The organism is Microbacterium sp. PRF11, from assembly GCF_031844085.1.
GTDB lineage: Bacteria > Actinomycetota > Actinomycetes > Actinomycetales > Microbacteriaceae > Microbacterium.
On sequence record NZ_JAUZUP010000001.1, the window covers coordinates 607,458 to 625,490 of the forward strand.

Below are 18,033 nucleotides of genomic sequence, written 5' to 3' on the forward strand. Positions count from 1 at the left end.
CATGAGCTCCGCCGACACCCACTGCCCCTACTGCGCACTGCAGTGCGCCATGACCGTCAGCCACGCGGGCCACACGACGGTCACCGGCCGCGACTTCCCCACCAACCGGGGAGGACTCTGCGCCAAGGGCTGGACGTCGGCGGGGCTCCTGGCATCCCCGCACCGACTCCGGATGCCGCTGATGCGGCGCCCCGACGGCACCCTCGCCGAGACCACCTGGGATGAGGCACTGGATGCCGTCGCCGCGGCCTTCCGCGACACGAAAGCGACCCACGGTGCCGACGCCAACGCCATCTTCGGCGGCGGCGGACTCACCAACGAGAAGGCGTACCAGCTCGGCAAGTTCGCCCGCGTCGCGCTCGGCACCTCGCGCATCGACTACAACGGCCGGTTCTGCATGTCGTCGGCGGCCGCGGCATCCAATCGGGCCTTCGGCATGGACAGGGGCCTCCCCTTCCCCGTCACCGACCTCGACGACGCGCGGACGATCCTGCTGCTCGGTTCGAACGTCGCCGCGACCATGCCGCCTTTCCTCGCCCACCTCGCCGGAGCGCGCGCGAACGGCGGACTCATCGTGGTCGACCCGCGCCGCTCCGCCACCGCGCGCCTCACCGAAGACGGCGCCGGCACGCACCTGCAGCCCGCGCCCGGCACCGACCTGCCGCTGCTGCTCGGGCTCACCCACATCGTCATCGCCGAAGGCCTCGCCGACCTTGCCTATATAGAGGAGCGCACGAGCGGCTTCGACAGCCTGCGGCGCTCCGTCGCCCAGTGGTGGCCCGAGCGGACCTCGTCGACCAGCGGCATCCCGGTCGCCCAGCTGCGCGAGACCGCCCGGCGTCTCGCCGCGGGCGGCGCGTACATCCTCACCGGACGCGGCGTCGAACAGCACGTCGACGGCACCGCCACCGCGACCGCCGCGATCAACCTCGCGCTCGTGCTCGGCCTCGTCGGCCGCGACGGCTCGGGCTACGGCACCCTCACCGGGCAGGGCAACGGCCAGGGCGGACGCGAGCACGGCCAGAAGGCCGACCAGCTGCCCGGTTACCGCTCCATCCGCGACCCCGAAGCGCGCCGGCACGTGGCCGGGGTGTGGGGCGTGGATGCCGACGAGCTCCCGGATGCCGGCATCCCGGCCACCGCCCTGCTCGGTGAACTGGGCGGGCCGGTGAAGACGCTGCTGGTCGCCGGCTCCAACGTCGTCGTCTCGGCGCCTGACGTCGACGCGCTGCGGGAGCGGCTGCGAGCCCTCGACACCCTCATCGTGTGCGACTTCTTCCTCAGCGAGACCGCGGAGCTCGCCGACATCGTGCTGCCGGTGCTGCAGTGGGCCGAGGAGGAGGGAACGATGACCTCGCTCGAGGGCCGGGTCATCCGCCGCCGCCGCGCGCTGGCCGCGCCCGAGGGAGCCCGCAGCGAGCTGTGGATCATGGCCGAGATCGCGCGGCGCCTGGGCGCGGCATCCACCTGGTCGACGGTTCCGGCCGAGGTGTTCGACGAGCTCGCCCGCGCGTCGGAGGGCGGTGTCGCCGACTACTCCGGCCTCTCGCACGCGCTGCTCGACACGGGCGTCGAGGCGTACTGGCCGTACCGCTCCGCGAGCACTCCGCGGCCCTTTACCGAGCGCTTCGCCCACCCCGACGGCCGCGCGAAGCTCGTGCCGGTGGATGCCACTCCCCCGGCACCGACCGACCGCGGCGGCGACCTGACCCTCGTCACCGGCCGCTACCTGCAGCAGTACCAGTCGGGCACGCAGACCCGGCGGGTGGCCGAGCTGAACGGCGCGCGCCCCGAGGCGCGGCTCGAGATCCATCCCGCGACCGCGTCGCGTCTCGGCATCCGGGAGGACGCGCTCGTCGCGGTGTCGAACGAGCGCGGCACGGTGCGGGCGCGGGCGACGGTGACGACCGACATCCGCCACGACACCGTCTTCCTGCCGTTCCACTACGCCGGCGACGAGTGCGCGAACCGCCTCACCGAGGCCATCGTCGACCCGACGTCGGCGATGCCGGAGTTCAAGCGCACGCGGGTGACCGTGACTCCGGATGCCGCGGTGCCCGCCGCGCATCCCGCCGCGCAGGAGCCGGTCGGGGTCTCGGTCGCGGGTGGGCCCGTCGGCCGGGTGGGCGCATCCACGAAGGAGGGTCTGCATGTCTGAACGTGTGGTGCTGGTGGGCTACGGTCCCGTCGGAGCGCGGTTGATCGAGGGGCTGCTGCCCGCGGTCCGCGAGGGGCGCATCGACCTCACGGTGGTCGGTGCCGAGACTCATGACGTCTACAACCGCGTTCTGCTCGCCGAATATGCCGTCGGACGCATGGAGCGCGAAAGCCTCGATATGGACGACCGCCGCATCGCCGAAGAGGCAGGAGTGCGTTTCGTGTTGGGGTCGGCGGTGGTGGGCGTGGACCGTCACCGTCGCGTGGTCCGCCTGCACGATGGCATCCGCCTCGATTACGACCGGCTCGTGCTCGCGACCGGCGCCCGGGCGAACGTCCCCACCCTCGCGGGGATGGAACGGGCGCGGCGCGATCGGGCTTCGGTAGCGGTCACCCCCGCGGACCTCGACCTCGGCGGCGCGCCGCTCCCCCGCGGGGTCGTCGCGCTGCGCGACCTCGCCGACGCCGAGCACGTGCGTGCCGCCGTGTCGGCCGGGCAGCGGATCGTCGTGCTCGGCGCGGGAGTGCTCGGCATGGAACTCGCGCTGGCCGCCGCCGAAGCCGGCGCCGAGGTGGTGGTCGCGTACCACTCCGCCGCCCCGATGAATCGCACGCTCGATGAGAACGGCGGACGCGTGCTCGCCTCCGCGGCCGAGGCCGCCGGGGTCGAGATGGCGCACCACGCGCGCGCCGAGAGCATCCTGCTCCGCTACGACGACCACGGCCACGCCTGGTTCGACGGTCTCGTGTGCGCCGACGGCAAGGTGCTCGCCGGCGACCTGCTCGTGCTGTCGTGCGGGGTCGCGGCGCGCACCGAGGTGGCATCCTTCGCCGGCCTCGCGATCTCGACCGGCATCCTCGTCGACGGCTCGTCGCGCTCGTGGACCGATCCGAACGTCTTCGCGATCGGCGACTGCGCCCACGTCGCCGACCCCGCCGACGCGGGTGACGACGGCCGCGTGCCGGGCGGCCCGAGCGGCCTCGTCGGTCCGGGCTGGCGCCAGGCCGACCGGCTCGCGGCGCTGCTGTCTTCGGGGGTCGAGGTACCTGCTGCCGCCGAGCGGCCGGGCGTCGTCATGCTGAAAGCCGAGGGCATCGACGTCGTCGCCGGAGGCGCGGTCGACGCCGACCCGTTCTCGCACGCCCCCGGATGCCACGGCCCCCAGGTCACGCTCTGGGCCGACCCCGCGCGCGGCGCCTACGTCAAACTCGTCACGGTCGACGGCGTGCTTTCCGGCTTCGTCGCGGTCGGGATGCCGCGCACCGGCGCCGAACTGACGCTGCTGTTCGAACGCGGGTCGGAACTGCCCGCCGACCGCTCCTCGCTGCTGCGGCTCGACGCGCCGGATGCCGGGATGGCGGTGGTGGCGGACCCCTTCGCCGCCGACGCCACGGTGTGCTGGTGCAACGGCGTCAGCGCCGGCGCCATCCGCGAGGCGGCAGCGGCCGGCGAGCCGACCGTGGCGTGTGTGAAAGCCGCGACCCGCGCGGGCACCGGCTGCGGCGGCTGCGTCGGCCGGATCACCGAGCTGCTGGCCCGGGAGGCCGTGCCGGCGTGATGCGGGTCGCCCCGCGTGTTCTCGGCCCGGCGCGTGCCGCGCTCCGGAAAAACGGCCGCGATCTCGCCGCCCGACACCCGAGCACTCCGGCAGAACCGGCGACGCTCCGGAGCCCGGCACACCCACCCGACCGACACCACCGGACCACCCGGCCACCACCCGCCCAGACGACCGTGCGTCGAGCGACCGGCCCGCAGGTCGAGTCCGCGAGAGACGCGGAACGCCCAGGCAGTACAGTTCACGCATGCCTCCGATCGAGACCCTCCTGGCGTTCATCGCCGCGGCGGTCGTGCTCATCGTCATCCCAGGTCCGGGCGTGCTGTTCGTCATCGGGCGGTCGCTCGCGCTCGGCCGCCGCGCGGGACTGCTGAGCGTTCTCGGCAATGCGCTCGGCAACATCCCCGCAATCCTCGCCGTCGCGTTCGGCATCGGCGCTCTCGTGGCGTCGTCGATCGTCGCCTTCACGATCCTCAAAGTCGTCGGGGCCGCGTACCTCGTGTACCTCGGCATCCAGGCCATCCGTCACCGCCACGACCACGTCACCGCCCCCACGCGCGTCCCGACCTCGCGCTGGACGCTGCTGCGTCAGGGCTTCGTGGTCGGCGTGACCAACCCCAAGACCATCGCGTTCTTCGTCGCGGTGCTGCCGCAGTTCGTCGATCCGCACGCGGGCGCCGTGTGGCTGCAGCTTCTCGAGCTCGGCCTGATCTTCCAGGTTCTCGCCGTCATCTGCGACTCGATCTGGGCGGTGGCCGCGGGCACCGCCCGCACCTGGTTCGCGCGCTCCCCCCGGCGTCTGTCGGCGCTGTCGGGTACGGGCGGCTTCCTCATGATCGGCCTCGGCGGCGCGCTCGCGCTGTCGGGCGCGAAGAGCTGACGGCCGGCTCGTCTGGGTTGTCGGAGGCTGAGCGTCGATTGTCGCCGGGGAATCGAGTAGGCACGCGTGGCGGTCCGGCGCAGCGTCGCGGCTCGTCGAACTCCTGAGCCTTCACGCCCCGGCACTGCTGCGCCGCGGCAGCGTCCGGCATTGGCCCCGCCGACCAGCAATTGCTCAGGAGTTGCGCGAGCCGCCCCGCACGCCCAGGTCCGCGGATGCCGCGCCCTCGAGCCGCGCCCCGTCCGGGGCGTAGCGCGAGCCGTCGACGGGGCTGTCCCACGAGCGTTCCGCGTCGTTCCAGGTCAGCGGGGCCGGGGCGACGACGGCGCGCGTCTGTCCGTCGATGGTCGAGACCGCAGCCGTGCGCAGCCCTTGGCGCGATACCAGCCCGGCGCCCTCGGCCGGACGCCTGGTCGGCGCGGGAGCCGCCGCGGCGAGCGCGCGGGCTGCGACGCCGAAACGACGCCCCGCCTCGCCGATCCCCCGGCCCAGGTCGGCCGGGACCGTCAGGCGCGTGCCGATCGTGCGCATCCACTGCGGCCGGTCGCCGCGCGAGACGCCCCGGATCTCGTCGCTCAACCGCATCGCCGCGGCGGGTGCATTGGTGAGCCCCCACCCCGCGTATCCGGTGGCGAATCGCAGTCGGCCCAGACCCCGCGGCATCCCCCCGATGAACGGCACGAGGTTGTGCGACTGGTAATCCTGTCCGGACCAGCGCGCGATCTCGTCGCCGACCGGGAGGGTGCGTCGCGCCCACGCGGCGAGTCCCTCGGCGAGCGCGACCTCGGACCGCGCCGACCCGACCGGATGCCGAGCCCCGGTCACGACGAGCGCGGTGCGCCCCGACGAGGTCGGGGTGGCGACGACGCTGCGGCCGTCGGTACCGACCTCGCTCCACATGCCGCCCGGGGCCTCAGTCTCGCCCTCCAGCTCGAACGCGATCGCCCACGAGCGCAGCGCGCGCGTCTTGAGGTCGTAGAGTCCCCGACGCGTGATCGGCGTTCCCGTCGCGAGCACGATCGTGTCGCCGTGGAGCGGTCCCCGGGCGGTCTCGACGCGACCGGCGGGCAGTGCGCGCACGTCGTCGACGCGGACGCCGGTGTGCAGCACGGCCCCCGCAGCCACGGCCGCGCGGGCGAGGTCGGCGGTCAGCCGCGCCGGGTCGAGTGCGAGCTGGTCGTCGAGGGCGACCGCGCGCACGGGCGTGCGCCCGCCGAAGTCGTCGGGGGCGTCCTCGCGGATGCCGAGGCCCGCCTCACGCGCCGCGTCGCGCACGGCGTCGAGTGCGGAATCGGTGGCCAGCCCCCGCCCGAAGGTGAAGGCGGTGCGGCGGTCTGCGGCATCCCCGGCCCGGTCGGCGAGCCACTCGAGCCCTGCGCGGTTCGCGTCGACGTACGCGCGCACGAGGCTCGCCGGGTGGTGGGCGCGCAGCGCCGCAAGAGTGGTGCCCTGCAGAACGGATGCCATCCCCACCGACGCCCCGGTCGCGCCCTGTCCCACCTCGCCGGCGTCGACCACCGCAACGTCGACGCCCGCCTCGGCGAGCATCACGGCGGTCGAGAGCCCGGTGATCCCCGCGCCGACGATGACGACGTCGTGCCGCGCGTCGGGCTCGAAGGCGGAGCCCTGCACGGGCGTCTGGTCGCGGTGCCACAGCGGAGAGGTCATGCGTTCATCCCATCGCGGGCGTCGAGGGCTCGGCATCCGCTTGCCTCGCTCCGCGTGATCGTCTAACGCGGCCGGGGCGGCGCCGGGCGACGTGGGGTGGGGCGCGACCACGGCCATCGGCGAGGCGGTGCCGCACAGCGGGGCGCGGCGTGGCCGGGGCCTGGCCGGGCGACGTGGGCCGCGGCACGATCGGGCGGTGGCCGCAGCCGCGTGACGACTAGGCTCGCAGCGTGACCGACAGCGCCGCGCCCTCCAGCCGTACGGCGGTGGTGGCCGCCGCGATCGACCTCTTCGTCGAGCACGGGTACGACCAGACCTCGGTCGAGCAGATCGCACAGGCGGCGGGGGTGTCGCGCTCGACGTTCTTCCGACAGTTCGGCGGCAAGGAAGACGTCGTCTTCGCCGACCACGAGGTGCTGCTCGACGAGACGCGCACCTATCTCGCGCAGCAGCACGACGACCCGTGGGCGGCCGTGTGCGAGGCGTCGGTGCGGGTGTTCCGACACTTCGCCGCCGACCCCGAGCTCGCCCGCCGCCGGTACAAGATCGTGCGCGAGATCCCGGGTCTGCGCGACCGCGAGATCGTCACGGTGTTCCGCTACGAGCGCCTCTTCGACCAGTACCTGCGCGAGGCGCTTCCCGGCATCGACCCTTTGGATGCCGTCGGCTTCGCCGCCCTCGTCACAGCCGTGCACAACCACGTGCTGCGCCGGCTGATGCGGGGCGCCCGGGTGCCGGCATCCGTTCTGCGTCGCGCTCTCGACGACGCCCTGCGGCGATACGGCGTTCACCCCGACGGCGACGATCCGGCCGCGGATGACCTCATCGTCGCGGCCTTCCCGCGCCGGATGCCTGCGGCCGAGGTCACCCGGCGCCTGCGGGCCTCGCTCGGCGACTGACGGCCGCCGCTCCCTTCGTGCGCCGGGCGGCGCCCCCGCGTCCCGCGCGCTCCTTTCCCTCGAATGTCCAAGACACCCGGACGTCTCGAGAATCCGTCCGGGTGTTGTGGACAGTCAACGTGGGGTGAGCCGCATGCCCGTCCCGTCGGGTCCCGCGCGCCCTGACCTGCCGGCGCCCGTGGCGGACGTTCGACGGGACTAAGCGTCCACCCGAGTGACACCCAGTACCAACATGAGCGATACTGGGAACCATGACCATCGACGCCGATGCCCGCACGCTCCCCGGAGAGCGCGTCGCGCACTACGACCTGCTGGGCCGCCGCGACACCGACTACTACGCGGTCTTCGCCGACATCCCCGACGCCGACCGTGCCGTCTGGGACGCCGCCAAGGCCTTCGCCGACGAGGTCGGCACGCGCATGCAGGGCGAATGGGATGCCGCGACCTACCCCATCGATCTCGTTCGGCGGATGGGCGAGCTCGAGCTCTTCACCGACGGCATCGAGCACCCCGAGCTGCCGCACACCTCGCCGCTGGCAGCGGGTCTGGTCAACATGGAGATCTCGCGCCACGACGGCTCGCTCGCCACAGCGCTCGCCGTGCAGGGCGGGCTCGCGCTGCGCACGCTCGCTTTCTACGGCTCCCCCGAGCAGCAGCAGCGCTGGCTGAAGCCCCTCGCCGACGGCAGTGTCCTCGGCGCCTTCGCGCTGACCGAGCCCGACCACGGCTCCGACTCCGTCTCGCTCGAGACCACCGCCACCCGCACCGACGACGGCTGGTCGCTGAGCGGAACGAAGAAGTGGATCGGCAACGGCGCCTCCGGCGGCATCACCTTCGTCTGGGCTCGGGTCGAGAGCGAGGGTGGCGACGACCACGGCAACGTCCGCTGCTTCCTCGTCGAGCAGGACACCCCGGGCTACACGGGCACCGTCATCACCGGCAAGGTGTCGCTTCGCGGCATCCATCAGGCTCACATCGCGATGGATGACGTGCGCCTTCCCGTGGATGCCGTGCTGCCCGGCACCCACACCTTCAAGGACGCGTCCGTCGTGCTGTTCGCCACCCGCTCGGGCGTCGCCTGGTCGGCGCTCGGCCACGCGACCGCCTGCTACGAGATCGCGCGCACGTATGCCACCGAGCGCATGCAGTTCGGAAAGCCCCTCGCGAAGTTCCAGATGGTGCAGGAGCGGCTCGCCCAGATGCTCGACGAGCTCACCGCGATGCAGCTGTACTGCCGCCGCCTCGCCGACCTCGAATCGTCCGGCGGCCTGCGCCCCACCCAGGCGTCGCTCGCGAAGTACCACAACACCCGCGCCGCGCGCCGGGTCGCCGCGATCGCCCGCGACCTGCTCGGCGGAAACGGCATCCTTCTCGAGAACGGCGTCATGCAGCACATGGCCGACATCGAAGCGATCCACACGTACGAGGGGACCGAGAGCGTGCAGGCGCTTCTGCTCGGCCGCGACATCACCGGCATGAGCGCGTTCGTCTGACCCCGGATGCCGCTGTGTCGGCGCCCACGGTCGAGGACGCGAGACCGCAGTCGTTCGCCGAGAACGCTCGCGATACGCCGCGATCGCCTGCGGTCTCGACGATCGCGGGCGGTCTCGCGGCGGTTATCCCGTCGCCTAGGGCCACGCGGGAGCGCGGCCTCGGGCCCTAATCCCGCGCCCGGGCGTGCGCAAGACGCGTGAGCGATGTCGGAGCCTCCCGCTAACGTCGTCGCATGGGCCTCTTCTCTCGCCATCCCGCCCCGCGTCGCGCGGTCGAATCCGTCGCCGAAGCCGTGCAGACGCCGCCGAAGAGCCTGTGGGCCGACGGGTTCGGTCGCCTCGCGGTGCGGGCGGTGCAGATCATCGTCGTGGTGGTGCTGGTCGCGGGCCTCATCTGGGGCATCCGGCAGGTGACGCTGGTCATCATCCCGCTGATCCTCGCGCTCATCTTCGCCTCGGCGTTCGGCCCGGTCACCATGTGGATGCGCCGCAAGGGCGTGCCCTCGGTGCTAGCGACGGTGCTCACCCTGCTCGCCGTGGTCGTCGTGCTGACCGCGCTGGGCTGGCTGGTCGTGAACGCGGTGATCGACCAGTGGGACACCCTGAGCTCGCAGGCCGTGAAGGGCTTCGAACAGGCACAGGACTGGTACCACACCCTGCCCTTCGCGATCTCGCCCGACCAGGTCAACGAGGCCGTCAACGCGATCGGCGACTTCGTCACGAGTGCCCAGTTCGGCACGGGCGCCCTCGCCGGGGTCAGCGCGATCGCCTCGTTCGTCACCGGCTTCGTGCTGATGGTCGTCATCCTGTTCTTCTTCCTCAAAGACGGCCCGCGCATGTGGGAGTTCGTCCTGCGGCCCTTCCACGGCAGCGACTACGATCGGGCGCGCCGCATCGGCGACAAGACGGTGACCGTGCTCGGTGCGTACGTGCGCGGAACGGCGTCGGTCGCCGCGGTCGACGCGATCGGAATCGGCATCGGGCTCGCCATCCTGCAGGTGCCGCTCGCACTCCCGCTGGCGGTGCTGGTGTTCCTCCTGGCGTTCATCCCGATCGTCGGAGCGGTCACCGCGGGAATCCTCGCGGCCCTGGTCGCGCTCGTCACCAACGGGTGGGTCGTCGCGCTGATCGTCGTCGGCATCGTCGTGCTGGTCAACCAGCTCGAGGGCAACTTCCTGCAGCCCGTGCTCATGGGCCGCTCGATGAAGCTGCACTCGTTCGTCGTGCTGGTCGTGCTGGCCGGCGGCACCGCGATCGGCGGCATCCTGGGTACGCTCCTCGCCGTGCCGCTCACCGCGGTCGCGTGGGGCATCATCACCGTGTGGAACGGCCCCGACAAGCCCGCCGAGTGGGCGCGCCGCAAGAAGCGGAAGAACCCCGTCCCGCTCGCGGGCGACGAGAGCTGAAACCATGGCCTATGACATCCCCGCGCCGATGCTGGCGAAGTCGGTGCCCGAGATCCCCGAGCACGGCAAGGTCGCGGGCGGCTTCAGCTACGAGCCCAAGTGGGACGGCTTCCGCGCCCTGATCTCGTGGGACGGCACCGACGCCGAGATCGGCAGCCGCGGCGCCAAGCCGCTCACGCGCTACTTCCCCGAGCTCGTGGAGGCGTTCGCGCGCCTCCTCCCCGAGCCGTGCCTGATTGATGGCGAGGTCGTCGTCGCCCGGGGCGAGCCGGGAGCGCAGCGGCTGGACTGGGAGTCGCTGTCGCAGCGCATCCACCCGGCGGCGTCCCGCGTCAACATGCTCGCCGAAGAGACCCCGGCGATGTTCATCGCCTTCGACCTGCTCGCCCGGCGCGACCGCGACCTGCAGTCCGAGCCGTTCTCCGAGCGCCGGGCGCAGCTCGAGGATCTGCTGGGCGACGTGCCGCACCCCGTGCACGTCACCCGCACCACCGATGACCCCGACCTCGCCCGTCGGTGGCTCGCCGAGTTCGAGGGCGCGGGGCTCGACGGCGTGATCGCCAAACCCCTCGGCCAGCCCTACGCGCCGAACAAGCGCACGATGTTCAAGATCAAGCACGCGCGCACGGCCGATGTGGTGCTGCTCGGCTACCGCATCCACAAGTCGGGAGAGGGCGTCGGTTCCCTGCTCCTCGGGCTCTACGACGACGAGGGTCGTCTGCACGGCGTAGGCGGCGCATCGGCCTTCACCGACAAGAGGCGTCGCGAGCTGATCGACGAGCTCGCCCCGCTCGTCGAACGCGACGAAGACGGCGAGGCCGTCACGGGCGAGACCGACCGCTCGCGCTTCTCGGCATCCAAAGACGTCTCGTTCGTGCGCCTCCACCCCGAGCGCGTGCTCGAAGTGCGTTACGACCAGCTCGAGGGCATGAGGTTCCGCCACACGGTGCAGTTCGACCGGTGGCGCCCCGACCGCGAGGCGCGCTCGTGTACGTTCGCGCAGCTCGAGAGCGTCAATGCCTACGACCTCGGAGACGTTCTCGACTGAGCCGCCCGGCGGGTTGCACGGGGCCGAACCGCCCCGCGTATCCGGCAGAAGCGCCGCAGCGCAACGCATCCCGTGGGCCCGCCAAACGCGGCGTCCGCGTCGCCCGGCTCACCCTCCCCGATCGACGTCAGCGCCTCCTCCGGCCCCGCCTACCGCGTGCCCGCGTCGACCGGCTCGCCCGCTCGCCCGTGCTCGGTCGACGTCGGCCCCTCCTCCGGCGCTTCCGGAGACGTCGTGGTCGGGGCAGCGGCATCCGAGCCCCCCGTGCGACGGCGAGCGACGATCAGCGAGACGACCGCTCCGACGACGAGCACGAGAAGCGCCAGGCCCGTCCACGACGGCGCCGCCGTCATGAACTCCCGGGCGGTCGGTTCGGGCACCTGAACGGTGTCGTCGCCGAGGGCGACCGCGCGCACCTCGACCGCGCCGGAGAGGGCGAGGATCGGCCAGGCCGAGGTCTCGGCGACGACGGTCGCGGAGTCGCCGGGCAGCAGTTCCGCCGGCTCCCCCGCGAGGGAGGCGCTCGCGATGCCCGTCCCGGCCACGCCCGCGAAGGCGCCGAGCCGGACGTTCCCGCTGTTGACGACGGTCGTCTCGATCCGGAGGGTGCCCGGGGCGAAAGGGATCCACGACGGCTCGAAGCTCGCGCGGACACCGTCGATCACGAGTGCCGGCGTGATCTCGCCGGTGACCTGCAGGTGAGCGCGGACCCCCACGCGGTTCGTGACCGTGACGCCGTCGTCGTCACGGCTGACACCCACGACGATGCCCGCCGGGTGGTCTCCGGGGGTGACGCCGGCCGGGACGTCGATATTGACGGGCAGGATGCGCGTCTCGCCCGGCGCCATCGAGACGGAGCCGTCCTGCAGGCCCTCGACGGTGATCCACGTCCCCGAGTCCTGCGGATCGCCCGCCGCGATGTCGAACGCGCCGTCGGCGCCGACGATCCCGTCACCGGCGGCGACGACGAACGTCGCGGACTCGCTGCCCAGGTTGCTGACGGCGATCGCGTCGGTGACGCTCGCCCCGGGATCGATGGAGTGACGCAGAGAGATCCGGCCGTCCGGGCCGGCGGCGTCGGCGGGCACGACGCTCCACCGGGCGGCGGCGTCGTCCCCAGCAGGCGGCTCGACGACGACGGCGGGTCGCGGAAGGACACCCGTCCTCGCGACAGCGGCCGGAGCGAAGGCGGGGAGGGGCACGACGGCGGTGGCCGCCACCGGGACGGGTGCCGAGACGGCGGCGGTCGCCGGAGCGGCGGAGATGAGACCGAGGGTCAGACCCCCGATGACGGCGGCGGCGGCGAGAACGGACGGACGAGGGGTGCGGGGGGACACGGTATTCCTTCGGGGTGGGAAGACGGAGGGCCGGTGCGCCCCGGCGAGGACGCACCGGCCGGGCTGAATCAGTCCTTCGCGAAGAGCGTGAGGGTGATCTCGCTGCCGTAGCGGCCGCTCTCGGCGGTCGCGGGGATCGTCAGCGTCAGGTCGGCGGCGACGGCCGTCTCGCCCACGCGCTCGACGCGACCGGCGTCGGCCAGGGTGGCGGGCTTGTCGAGAGTGGCGGTTCCCCCGGCGACAGCGCCTCCGGCCGAACGCACGACCTTCGGCGTCCAGGCGAGGTTCTCGGCACCGAACGACCGGTTGCCCGCGACGAACGCCGAGGCCGAGCCCGAGAGCGTCCACCCGCGACCCTGCGCCTGCGCCTCGTTGCGGGTGTCGTTCACGACGACCTGCGGGAGCACCGCCTGCTGGGCCGAGGCGTCACCGGCGAAAGCGACCGGGCCCTCGACGGTGGGAAGCGCGAGGCTCAGCTGGCCGGCCCGGGCGGGCAGCGGCACGGAGGCCTCGACGCCGATCGCGTCGCCCTCGACCGGCGCGTGTCCGATCAGGTCGAAGATCGTCTTGCCGAGGTCGGTGTTGTCGAGGTACGCCCCGCGCACGAAGTCCCACTTCGTCGCGCGCGCCTGCAGCATCTCGGCGCCGGCCCCCTGGGCGAACAGCGGGACGAGGGCGTTGGTGTGGTTGCCCGAGTGCCACGACACGTTCGGGAGCTGTCCGGCGGTTCCGGTGAGGGCCGTCCAGCCCTTCTCCGCGCCCGCCCCGGGTCCGGCGAGGTAGCCGGTCTCGTGATCGGCGGTGACGATCACGAGGGTCTCGTCCCAGTTCGAGTGGGTCTCGACCCAGTCGGTGACGGCGTCGACCGATTCGTTGAACGACAGCTGCTCCTCGACGATACGGGTGGTCTGGTTGGCGTGACCGGCCCAGTCGACCGCGCCGCCCTCGACCATCAGGAAGAAGCCGTCGTCGTCCTTCTCGAGGACGTTCAGAGCGGCCTTCGCCGAGGTGGCGAGCGAGGGGACGTCGGCGTTCGCCTTGTCGGTACCGGGCAGCACGTTCTTGTTGCCGACGCCGGGACGGTTGTACTGGAACGTCTCGGCGACCCGGGCCAGGCCGAACAGCTTGTCGGGGACGCTCTCGCCGGCGGCGATCTTCTCGAAGTCGCTCTTGCTCTCGATGTACGAGAAGGGCGTCTTGCCCTGCGTGACGCGCTCGAAGTCCGGCTGCGAGATCCACGAGCCCGAACCGAAGTGCGAGGTGCGGGGCGTGTTGGCATCCGTGTAGTTCGGGTGTCCCCCGCCGATCAGCACGTCGACGCCGGAGTCGATCATCTCGGTCGCGAGACCGTGGTAGTCGTTGCGACTCTTGTTGTGCGCGATGAAGCCGGCGGGGGTGGCGTGGTTGAACGGCACCGTCGTGACCAGCCCGACCTTCTTGCCCGCCTCGAGGGCCTGCTCGCCCACGGTCAGCAGGCGCGTGCCGTCGGCGGCGAAGCCCAGGGTTCCGTTGGTGGTCTTCACGCCGGTGCCGAGCGCGGTGCCCGCCGCGGCGGAGTCGGTGGCACCGGATGCCACCCAGCTGAAGTCGCCCCACGCCTTCTCGGGCTCGTAGGCGGCGCGTCCTCCCGCGGAGTAGTGCGACTGGGCGATCTGGACGGCGAAGTCGTCGTAGACCTCGCTCTTCGTGCCGGGGACCTTCGTCGCGGTGCCCGCGTTCGGGGCGACCTCGACCTGCTGGTAGCTCCGGCCGGTCTCGTACAGACGGGCGGCATCGAACTGGTTGTAGCCACCGCCGTCCGAGATGAGGACGATGACGTTCTTCGGCGTGGGAACTGCGTCGGTCTCCGCCGACGCGGCCACGGCCGGAGTGGCACCGAGGGCGACGCCCGCCACGGTGCTCATGACGATCAGACGGCGTGAGCGTCCGGTCGTGCGAGGGTTCATGATGTCTCTTCCGTTTCGTATGGGATTCACCGACCGTCGGGGGCCGGTCGGAATCCACGCTCGCGGAAGGTCCTCTCGTGAGAACGAATCTCAGGTCACTCGCGGGTGAACGTTCGCCCGGCTTTCTCACCGTCGGGTGAACAGTCGGTCAGACGGTGGCGGCCATGCCGGGAAGATGCGACGATGCCGGCCAGGATCGCGGTGAGCCCGTCGGGTCATGAGAACAGGGGATGCTGCGGGGCCGGGCCGTTCGCCTTGTCCCCGCCCCATCCCCTGGTCCGACGCCGCCGTGGCGCCCCGAGGAAGAGTGCCGGATCGACGGCTCAGTCGGCCGCCGGGTTCTTCGCCCGCGACGGCTGCACGCGCGGAGGCTCCCCCGGCATCTTCGGGAACTCCGGCGGGAAGGGCAGCTCGCCGAGCCCGTTCTCGAGGTCGCGCTCCCACCAGTCCAGCAGCGTGTCGATGCGACCGGGCTGAGCGCCGAAGCCCTCCCAGGGGTCGCCGACGGATGCCAGTCGCCCGGGGATCGAACGGACGGTGAACGCGAGCGGGTCGAGACCGTCGAGTTCGTCCCAGGTCACGGGCGTCGACACCGTGGCGGCCGGAAGCGCCCGGGGTGAGTAGGCGCCCGCCATCGTGCGGTCACGGTTGGCCTGGTTGAAGTCGACGAAGATGCGCTGACCGCGCTCCTCCTTCCACCAGCTGGTGGTCACGGCATCCGGCATCCGTCGCTCCAGCTCACGGGCGGCGGCGATCACCGCGTGTCGCACGTCGAGGAACTCGTGGGTCGGCTCGATGGGACAGAACACGTGCAGGCCGCGGTTGCCGCTGGTCTTGATCCACGCCTCGAGACCCGCTTCGCGGAGCACCTTGCGCAGCTCGTGCGCCGCGGTGACTGCCTCGGCGATGCCCGTCCCCGGCTGCGGGTCGAGGTCGATGCGCAGCTCGATCGGGTGGTCCGCGTCGCTCGCGAGCGAGGCCCACGGGTGGAACACGATCGTGTTCATCTGCGCGGCCCACACCGCCGAGGCGATCTCGCCGAGGAAGAGCTGCGGATGCCGACGCCCGCTGTTGTACGTCACCGTCACCGCCTCGACGAAAGCCGGCGCCCCCTTCGGCGGGTTCTTCGAGAAGAACGCCTCGCCGCCCACGCCCTCGGGGAAGCGTTCGAGTGACACCGGCCGATGGCCGTTCGCGGCGATGAACGGGTCGGCGACGGCGACGAGGTACTCGGCGAGCTCGCGCTTGGTGATGCCCACCTCGGGCCACAGCACGCGATCGGGGTTCGAGATGCCCACCTCGCGATCGCCCTCGGGGCCCGGCACGGTCAGCGTGATGCGGGGGGATGCCATGCCCCGACGCTAGTGCGCGTGCCGGGGTCGTGTCTGCCCCGTTGCGGGCGTGCGGGTGGGGGCGCGTCCCCGGGGTTGCCCTAGCGACGGGCGCCTTCGTGGCCCCGGGGCGACACAAGTGGCCCCGGGCCACCCGCGTGCACGGCCGAGACGCCACGCGACGCCCATGTCCAGCCCAAGCCACGGCATCCGACACCCTCCCCGCGCCGACGGGCACCTTCGTGGCCCCGGGGCGACACAAGTGGCCCCGGGGCCACCCGCGTGCACGGCCGAGACGCCGCACGACGCGCATGTCCAGCCCAAGCCACGGCATCCGACACCCTCCCCGCGCCGACGGGCGCCTTCGTGGCCCCGGGGCGACACAAGTGGCCCCGGGGCCACCCGCGTTCACCGCGCAGACGCCACGCGACGCGCATGTCCAGCCCAAGCCACGGCATCCGGCGTCCGCCTACGCTCGGATCATGACCTCCGCCGCTGCCCGGACCGCCCTCGACATCGCCGACTGGCGTCGCCGCGTCTTCGCCTTGTACGACGCCGTGCGTGAAGCCGACGACCCCGAAGAGGCTCACGAGCTGTGGCGCATCGAGCGCGACGCGCTCTTCGCCGACCACCCGGCGACTCCCCTGCTGCCGGAGCAGCGGGACGGCTTCGTCGGCCTGCCTCTCGCACCGTACGACGCGGCGTGGCGGTTCGAAGTGCCGCTGCTCGATGCCGACGAGGCGTCGTTCGTCGCCACGACCGGTACCGACGGCGAGGTCGGCTTCGAGCGCATCGGCCGGGTCGAGCTGCCCGACACCGGCTCTCTCGACGTCTGGCGCCTCACCTCCTACGGCGGGGGCCTGTTCGTCCCCGTTCGCGACGCGGCGGCCGGGCGACCGGGCGGCACGTACGGCGGCGGTCGCTACCTGCTCGACACGATCAAGGGCGCCGACCTGGGGCGCGGCGCCACCCCCGAGACCCTCGTGATCGACTTCAACTTCGCGTACAACCCCTCGTGCGCGTACGACCCGATGTGGGCCTGTCCGTTGGCCCCGGCCGGGAACGTGCTCCCGGTGGCGGTCCCGGTCGGCGAGCTGTACGGGGTCTGACCTCGTCCGGGGCCGAGCACGCGGCATCCGCAGGCGACGACGGGCCGCTCCCCGTGGGGAACGGCCCGTCGTCTCGTCGCGTCAGGCGCTCGGCGCCTCCTCATTTGCGAGGGCGATCACGGGTGCGAGCTCGTCGCGGGTGAGGCGGATCCAGGGACCGGCCGCATCGACCAGGATGCCGGTGAGCCCGGCGTCTGCGGCGAGGGCCTTCGCGAGCTGGATCTTCTTGATCGGCAGCGGCTGGTCGCCGCGCCCGAGAGCGAGCAGTTCGAGCGGGTGCGAGAAGACCTCGAGGAAGCGCTCCCCCGCGGCCGATCGCGACTCGGCGACGCCGACGGGGCCGCCCTCCTCGGTCTGATTCACGGCGATCCACAGCGGTGCGTCGGCGACGATGGCGTCGACGACCGTGGATGCCGTCTCCTCGGTGCGGGACTCGACGAGTGCCGTCTTGACGCGCAGTTCGGGGTCGGCTTCGGCGAGCATCCGTTCGAGCAGCGCCGTCGGCAGCACCGCGCGGTTGTCGCCGGACGCCGGGTCGAGCACGAGACCGCCGTAGGGTCCCGACAGCACGTGACGCAGCAGCGCCATGATCGGCTGGCCCATGGCGGAGGTGTCGCGATCGCCGTCGACCTCGACGCTCGCCCGCAGCGCCGTGCCGCTGCTGTAGGCGAGCACGAGCTGCTCGTCGCCGCGATTCGCGACGGCGAGCGGAAGGTCTTTGCCCTCCGCGAGGAGCGCGCGGGCGTCGCCCTTCACGCGCAGGAAGACGTGGCCCTGCAGGAGCTGACGCGCGATGTTGAGCAGCTGCGCGGGCTCGGGCTGGCCGGTGATCTCGGCGAGAGCGTTGCCCAGCAGCACGTTGTCGCGGAGCCCCGGGACCGTTTCGGGGGCCTCCGGCGCGACCATCTCGCCCGGCTGTCGCGCCGAGGGGCGGGCCGCCACCGGCGGAGCCGAAGGGTCGACGGGGGCAGCGCCGACACCGCGGAACGACGACATCGAGATGCCGACCGTGGGCGCCGCCTCGGCGGGGGCGGGCGCGTCGTGGCCCGCCGCGTCGGCGGGGGCGTCGCTGGGGCCGCCGGGATCGACGGGCTGCTCGCCCGGCTCGATCGTGGTGTCGGGCCGGTCGACCGATGCGTCGTCGGAGTCGGACTTCTTGCGGCGCGAGAAGAGAGCCATTCGGCAAGCCTATCCGGGCGGTCC

At 72.5% G+C, this 18,033-nt stretch carries 13 protein-coding genes; 8 read left to right on the plus strand and 5 right to left on the minus strand.

The window, feature by feature from the left end; translation table 11 throughout:
- Position 1: 1 nt before the first annotated feature.
- The 3 genes from Q9R20_RS02850 (at position 2) to Q9R20_RS02860 (ending at position 4,593) form a co-directional block, all read left to right on the plus strand.
- Positions 2 to 2,158: a molybdopterin oxidoreductase family protein gene (locus Q9R20_RS02850; protein ID WP_311247916.1), complete on the plus strand. Its 2,157-nt coding sequence runs from the start codon at positions 2 to 4 to the stop codon at positions 2,156 to 2,158.
- The gene (locus tag Q9R20_RS02855) at positions 2,151 to 3,716 is read left to right on the plus strand and encodes an FAD-dependent oxidoreductase (RefSeq protein WP_311247917.1); all 1,566 of its coding nucleotides are present in this window, start codon (positions 2,151 to 2,153) and stop codon (positions 3,714 to 3,716) included. The genes Q9R20_RS02850 and Q9R20_RS02855 overlap by 8 nt, the downstream gene beginning before the upstream one ends.
- Before the next feature lie 244 nt (positions 3,717 to 3,960).
- Complete coding sequence (locus tag Q9R20_RS02860) at positions 3,961 to 4,593, plus strand: LysE family translocator (protein ID WP_311247918.1); 633 nt, start codon at positions 3,961 to 3,963, stop codon at positions 4,591 to 4,593.
- A 174-nt stretch (positions 4,594 to 4,767) separates the two neighbouring features.
- Here the strand turns inward: Q9R20_RS02860 and Q9R20_RS02865 are convergent, their stop codons facing one another.
- The gene (locus tag Q9R20_RS02865) at positions 4,768 to 6,261 is read right to left on the minus strand and encodes an FAD-dependent oxidoreductase (RefSeq protein ID WP_311247919.1); all 1,494 of its coding nucleotides are present in this window, start codon (positions 6,259 to 6,261) and stop codon (positions 4,768 to 4,770) included.
- 230 nt (positions 6,262 to 6,491) lie between these two features.
- Between Q9R20_RS02865 and Q9R20_RS02870 the strand changes: the two genes are divergently transcribed.
- The 4 genes from Q9R20_RS02870 to Q9R20_RS02885 all read left to right on the plus strand — a co-directional run bounded on the left by Q9R20_RS02870 (position 6,492) and on the right by Q9R20_RS02885 (position 11,107).
- Entirely contained in the window at positions 6,492 to 7,160 is a 669-nt protein-coding gene (locus tag Q9R20_RS02870; protein WP_311247920.1) for a helix-turn-helix domain-containing protein, read from the plus strand.
- A 251-nt stretch (positions 7,161 to 7,411) separates the two neighbouring features.
- The gene (locus tag Q9R20_RS02875) at positions 7,412 to 8,653 is read left to right on the plus strand and encodes an acyl-CoA dehydrogenase family protein (RefSeq protein WP_311247921.1); all 1,242 of its coding nucleotides are present in this window, start codon (positions 7,412 to 7,414) and stop codon (positions 8,651 to 8,653) included.
- A gap of 233 nt (positions 8,654 to 8,886) precedes the next feature.
- Positions 8,887 to 10,059, plus strand: coding sequence for an AI-2E family transporter (locus Q9R20_RS02880; RefSeq protein WP_311247922.1), 1,173 nt, complete (start codon positions 8,887 to 8,889; stop codon positions 10,057 to 10,059).
- 4 nt (positions 10,060 to 10,063) lie between these two features.
- A complete protein-coding gene (locus tag Q9R20_RS02885; protein ID WP_311247923.1) occupies positions 10,064 to 11,107 on the plus strand; it encodes an ATP-dependent DNA ligase in 1,044 nt (347 codons plus the stop codon).
- Positions 11,108 to 11,256: 149 nt separating this feature from the next.
- On the opposite strand, the gene Q9R20_RS02890 is transcribed toward Q9R20_RS02885, so the two are convergent.
- The 3 genes from Q9R20_RS02890 to ligD form a co-directional block, all read right to left on the minus strand.
- On the minus strand, positions 11,257 to 12,444 hold the full coding sequence (locus tag Q9R20_RS02890; RefSeq protein ID WP_311247924.1) for a hypothetical protein: 1,188 nt from the start codon (positions 12,442 to 12,444) through the stop codon (positions 11,257 to 11,259).
- 68 nt (positions 12,445 to 12,512) lie between these two features.
- Entirely contained in the window at positions 12,513 to 14,390 is a 1,878-nt protein-coding gene (locus Q9R20_RS02895; RefSeq protein ID WP_311247925.1) for an alkaline phosphatase, read from the minus strand.
- Positions 14,391 to 14,713: 323 nt separating this feature from the next.
- Positions 14,714 to 15,742 (minus strand): non-homologous end-joining DNA ligase, encoded by a 1,029-nt coding sequence (gene ligD, locus Q9R20_RS02900; RefSeq protein ID WP_311247926.1) that lies wholly within the window; start codon positions 15,740 to 15,742, stop codon positions 14,714 to 14,716.
- A gap of 461 nt (positions 15,743 to 16,203) precedes the next feature.
- Between ligD and Q9R20_RS02905 the strand changes: the two genes are divergently transcribed.
- On the plus strand, positions 16,204 to 16,830 hold the full coding sequence (locus tag Q9R20_RS02905) for a DUF1684 domain-containing protein (protein ID WP_311247927.1): 627 nt from the start codon (positions 16,204 to 16,206) through the stop codon (positions 16,828 to 16,830).
- Positions 16,831 to 16,911: 81 nt separating this feature from the next.
- On the opposite strand, the gene Q9R20_RS02910 is transcribed toward Q9R20_RS02905, so the two are convergent.
- Complete coding sequence (locus Q9R20_RS02910) at positions 16,912 to 18,009, minus strand: SseB family protein (RefSeq protein ID WP_311247928.1); 1,098 nt, start codon at positions 18,007 to 18,009, stop codon at positions 16,912 to 16,914.
- Positions 18,010 to 18,033 lie beyond the last annotated feature (24 nt).

Bases quoted from the DNA above. Each gene is read 5' to 3' on its own strand.
- Q9R20_RS02850 (WP_311247916.1), top strand. From the start codon at position 2: ATGAGCTCCGCCGACACCCACTGCCCCTACTGCGCACTGCAGTGCGCC.
- Q9R20_RS02855 (WP_311247917.1), top strand. From the start codon at position 2,151: ATGTCTGAACGTGTGGTGCTGGTGGGCTACGGTCCCGTCGGAGCGCGG.
- Q9R20_RS02860 (WP_311247918.1), top strand. From the start codon at position 3,961: ATGCCTCCGATCGAGACCCTCCTGGCGTTCATCGCCGCGGCGGTCGTG.
- Q9R20_RS02865 (WP_311247919.1), bottom strand. From the start codon at position 6,261: ATGACCTCTCCGCTGTGGCACCGCGACCAGACGCCCGTGCAGGGCTCC.
- Q9R20_RS02875 (WP_311247921.1), top strand. From the start codon at position 7,412: ATGACCATCGACGCCGATGCCCGCACGCTCCCCGGAGAGCGCGTCGCG.
- Q9R20_RS02880 (WP_311247922.1), top strand. From the start codon at position 8,887: ATGGGCCTCTTCTCTCGCCATCCCGCCCCGCGTCGCGCGGTCGAATCC.
- Q9R20_RS02885 (WP_311247923.1), top strand. From the start codon at position 10,064: ATGGCCTATGACATCCCCGCGCCGATGCTGGCGAAGTCGGTGCCCGAG.
- Q9R20_RS02895 (WP_311247925.1), bottom strand. From the start codon at position 14,390: ATGAACCCTCGCACGACCGGACGCTCACGCCGTCTGATCGTCATGAGC.
- ligD (WP_311247926.1), bottom strand. From the start codon at position 15,742: ATGGCATCCCCCCGCATCACGCTGACCGTGCCGGGCCCCGAGGGCGAT.
- Q9R20_RS02905 (WP_311247927.1), top strand. From the start codon at position 16,204: ATGACCTCCGCCGCTGCCCGGACCGCCCTCGACATCGCCGACTGGCGT.
- Q9R20_RS02910 (WP_311247928.1), bottom strand. From the start codon at position 18,009: ATGGCTCTCTTCTCGCGCCGCAAGAAGTCCGACTCCGACGACGCATCG.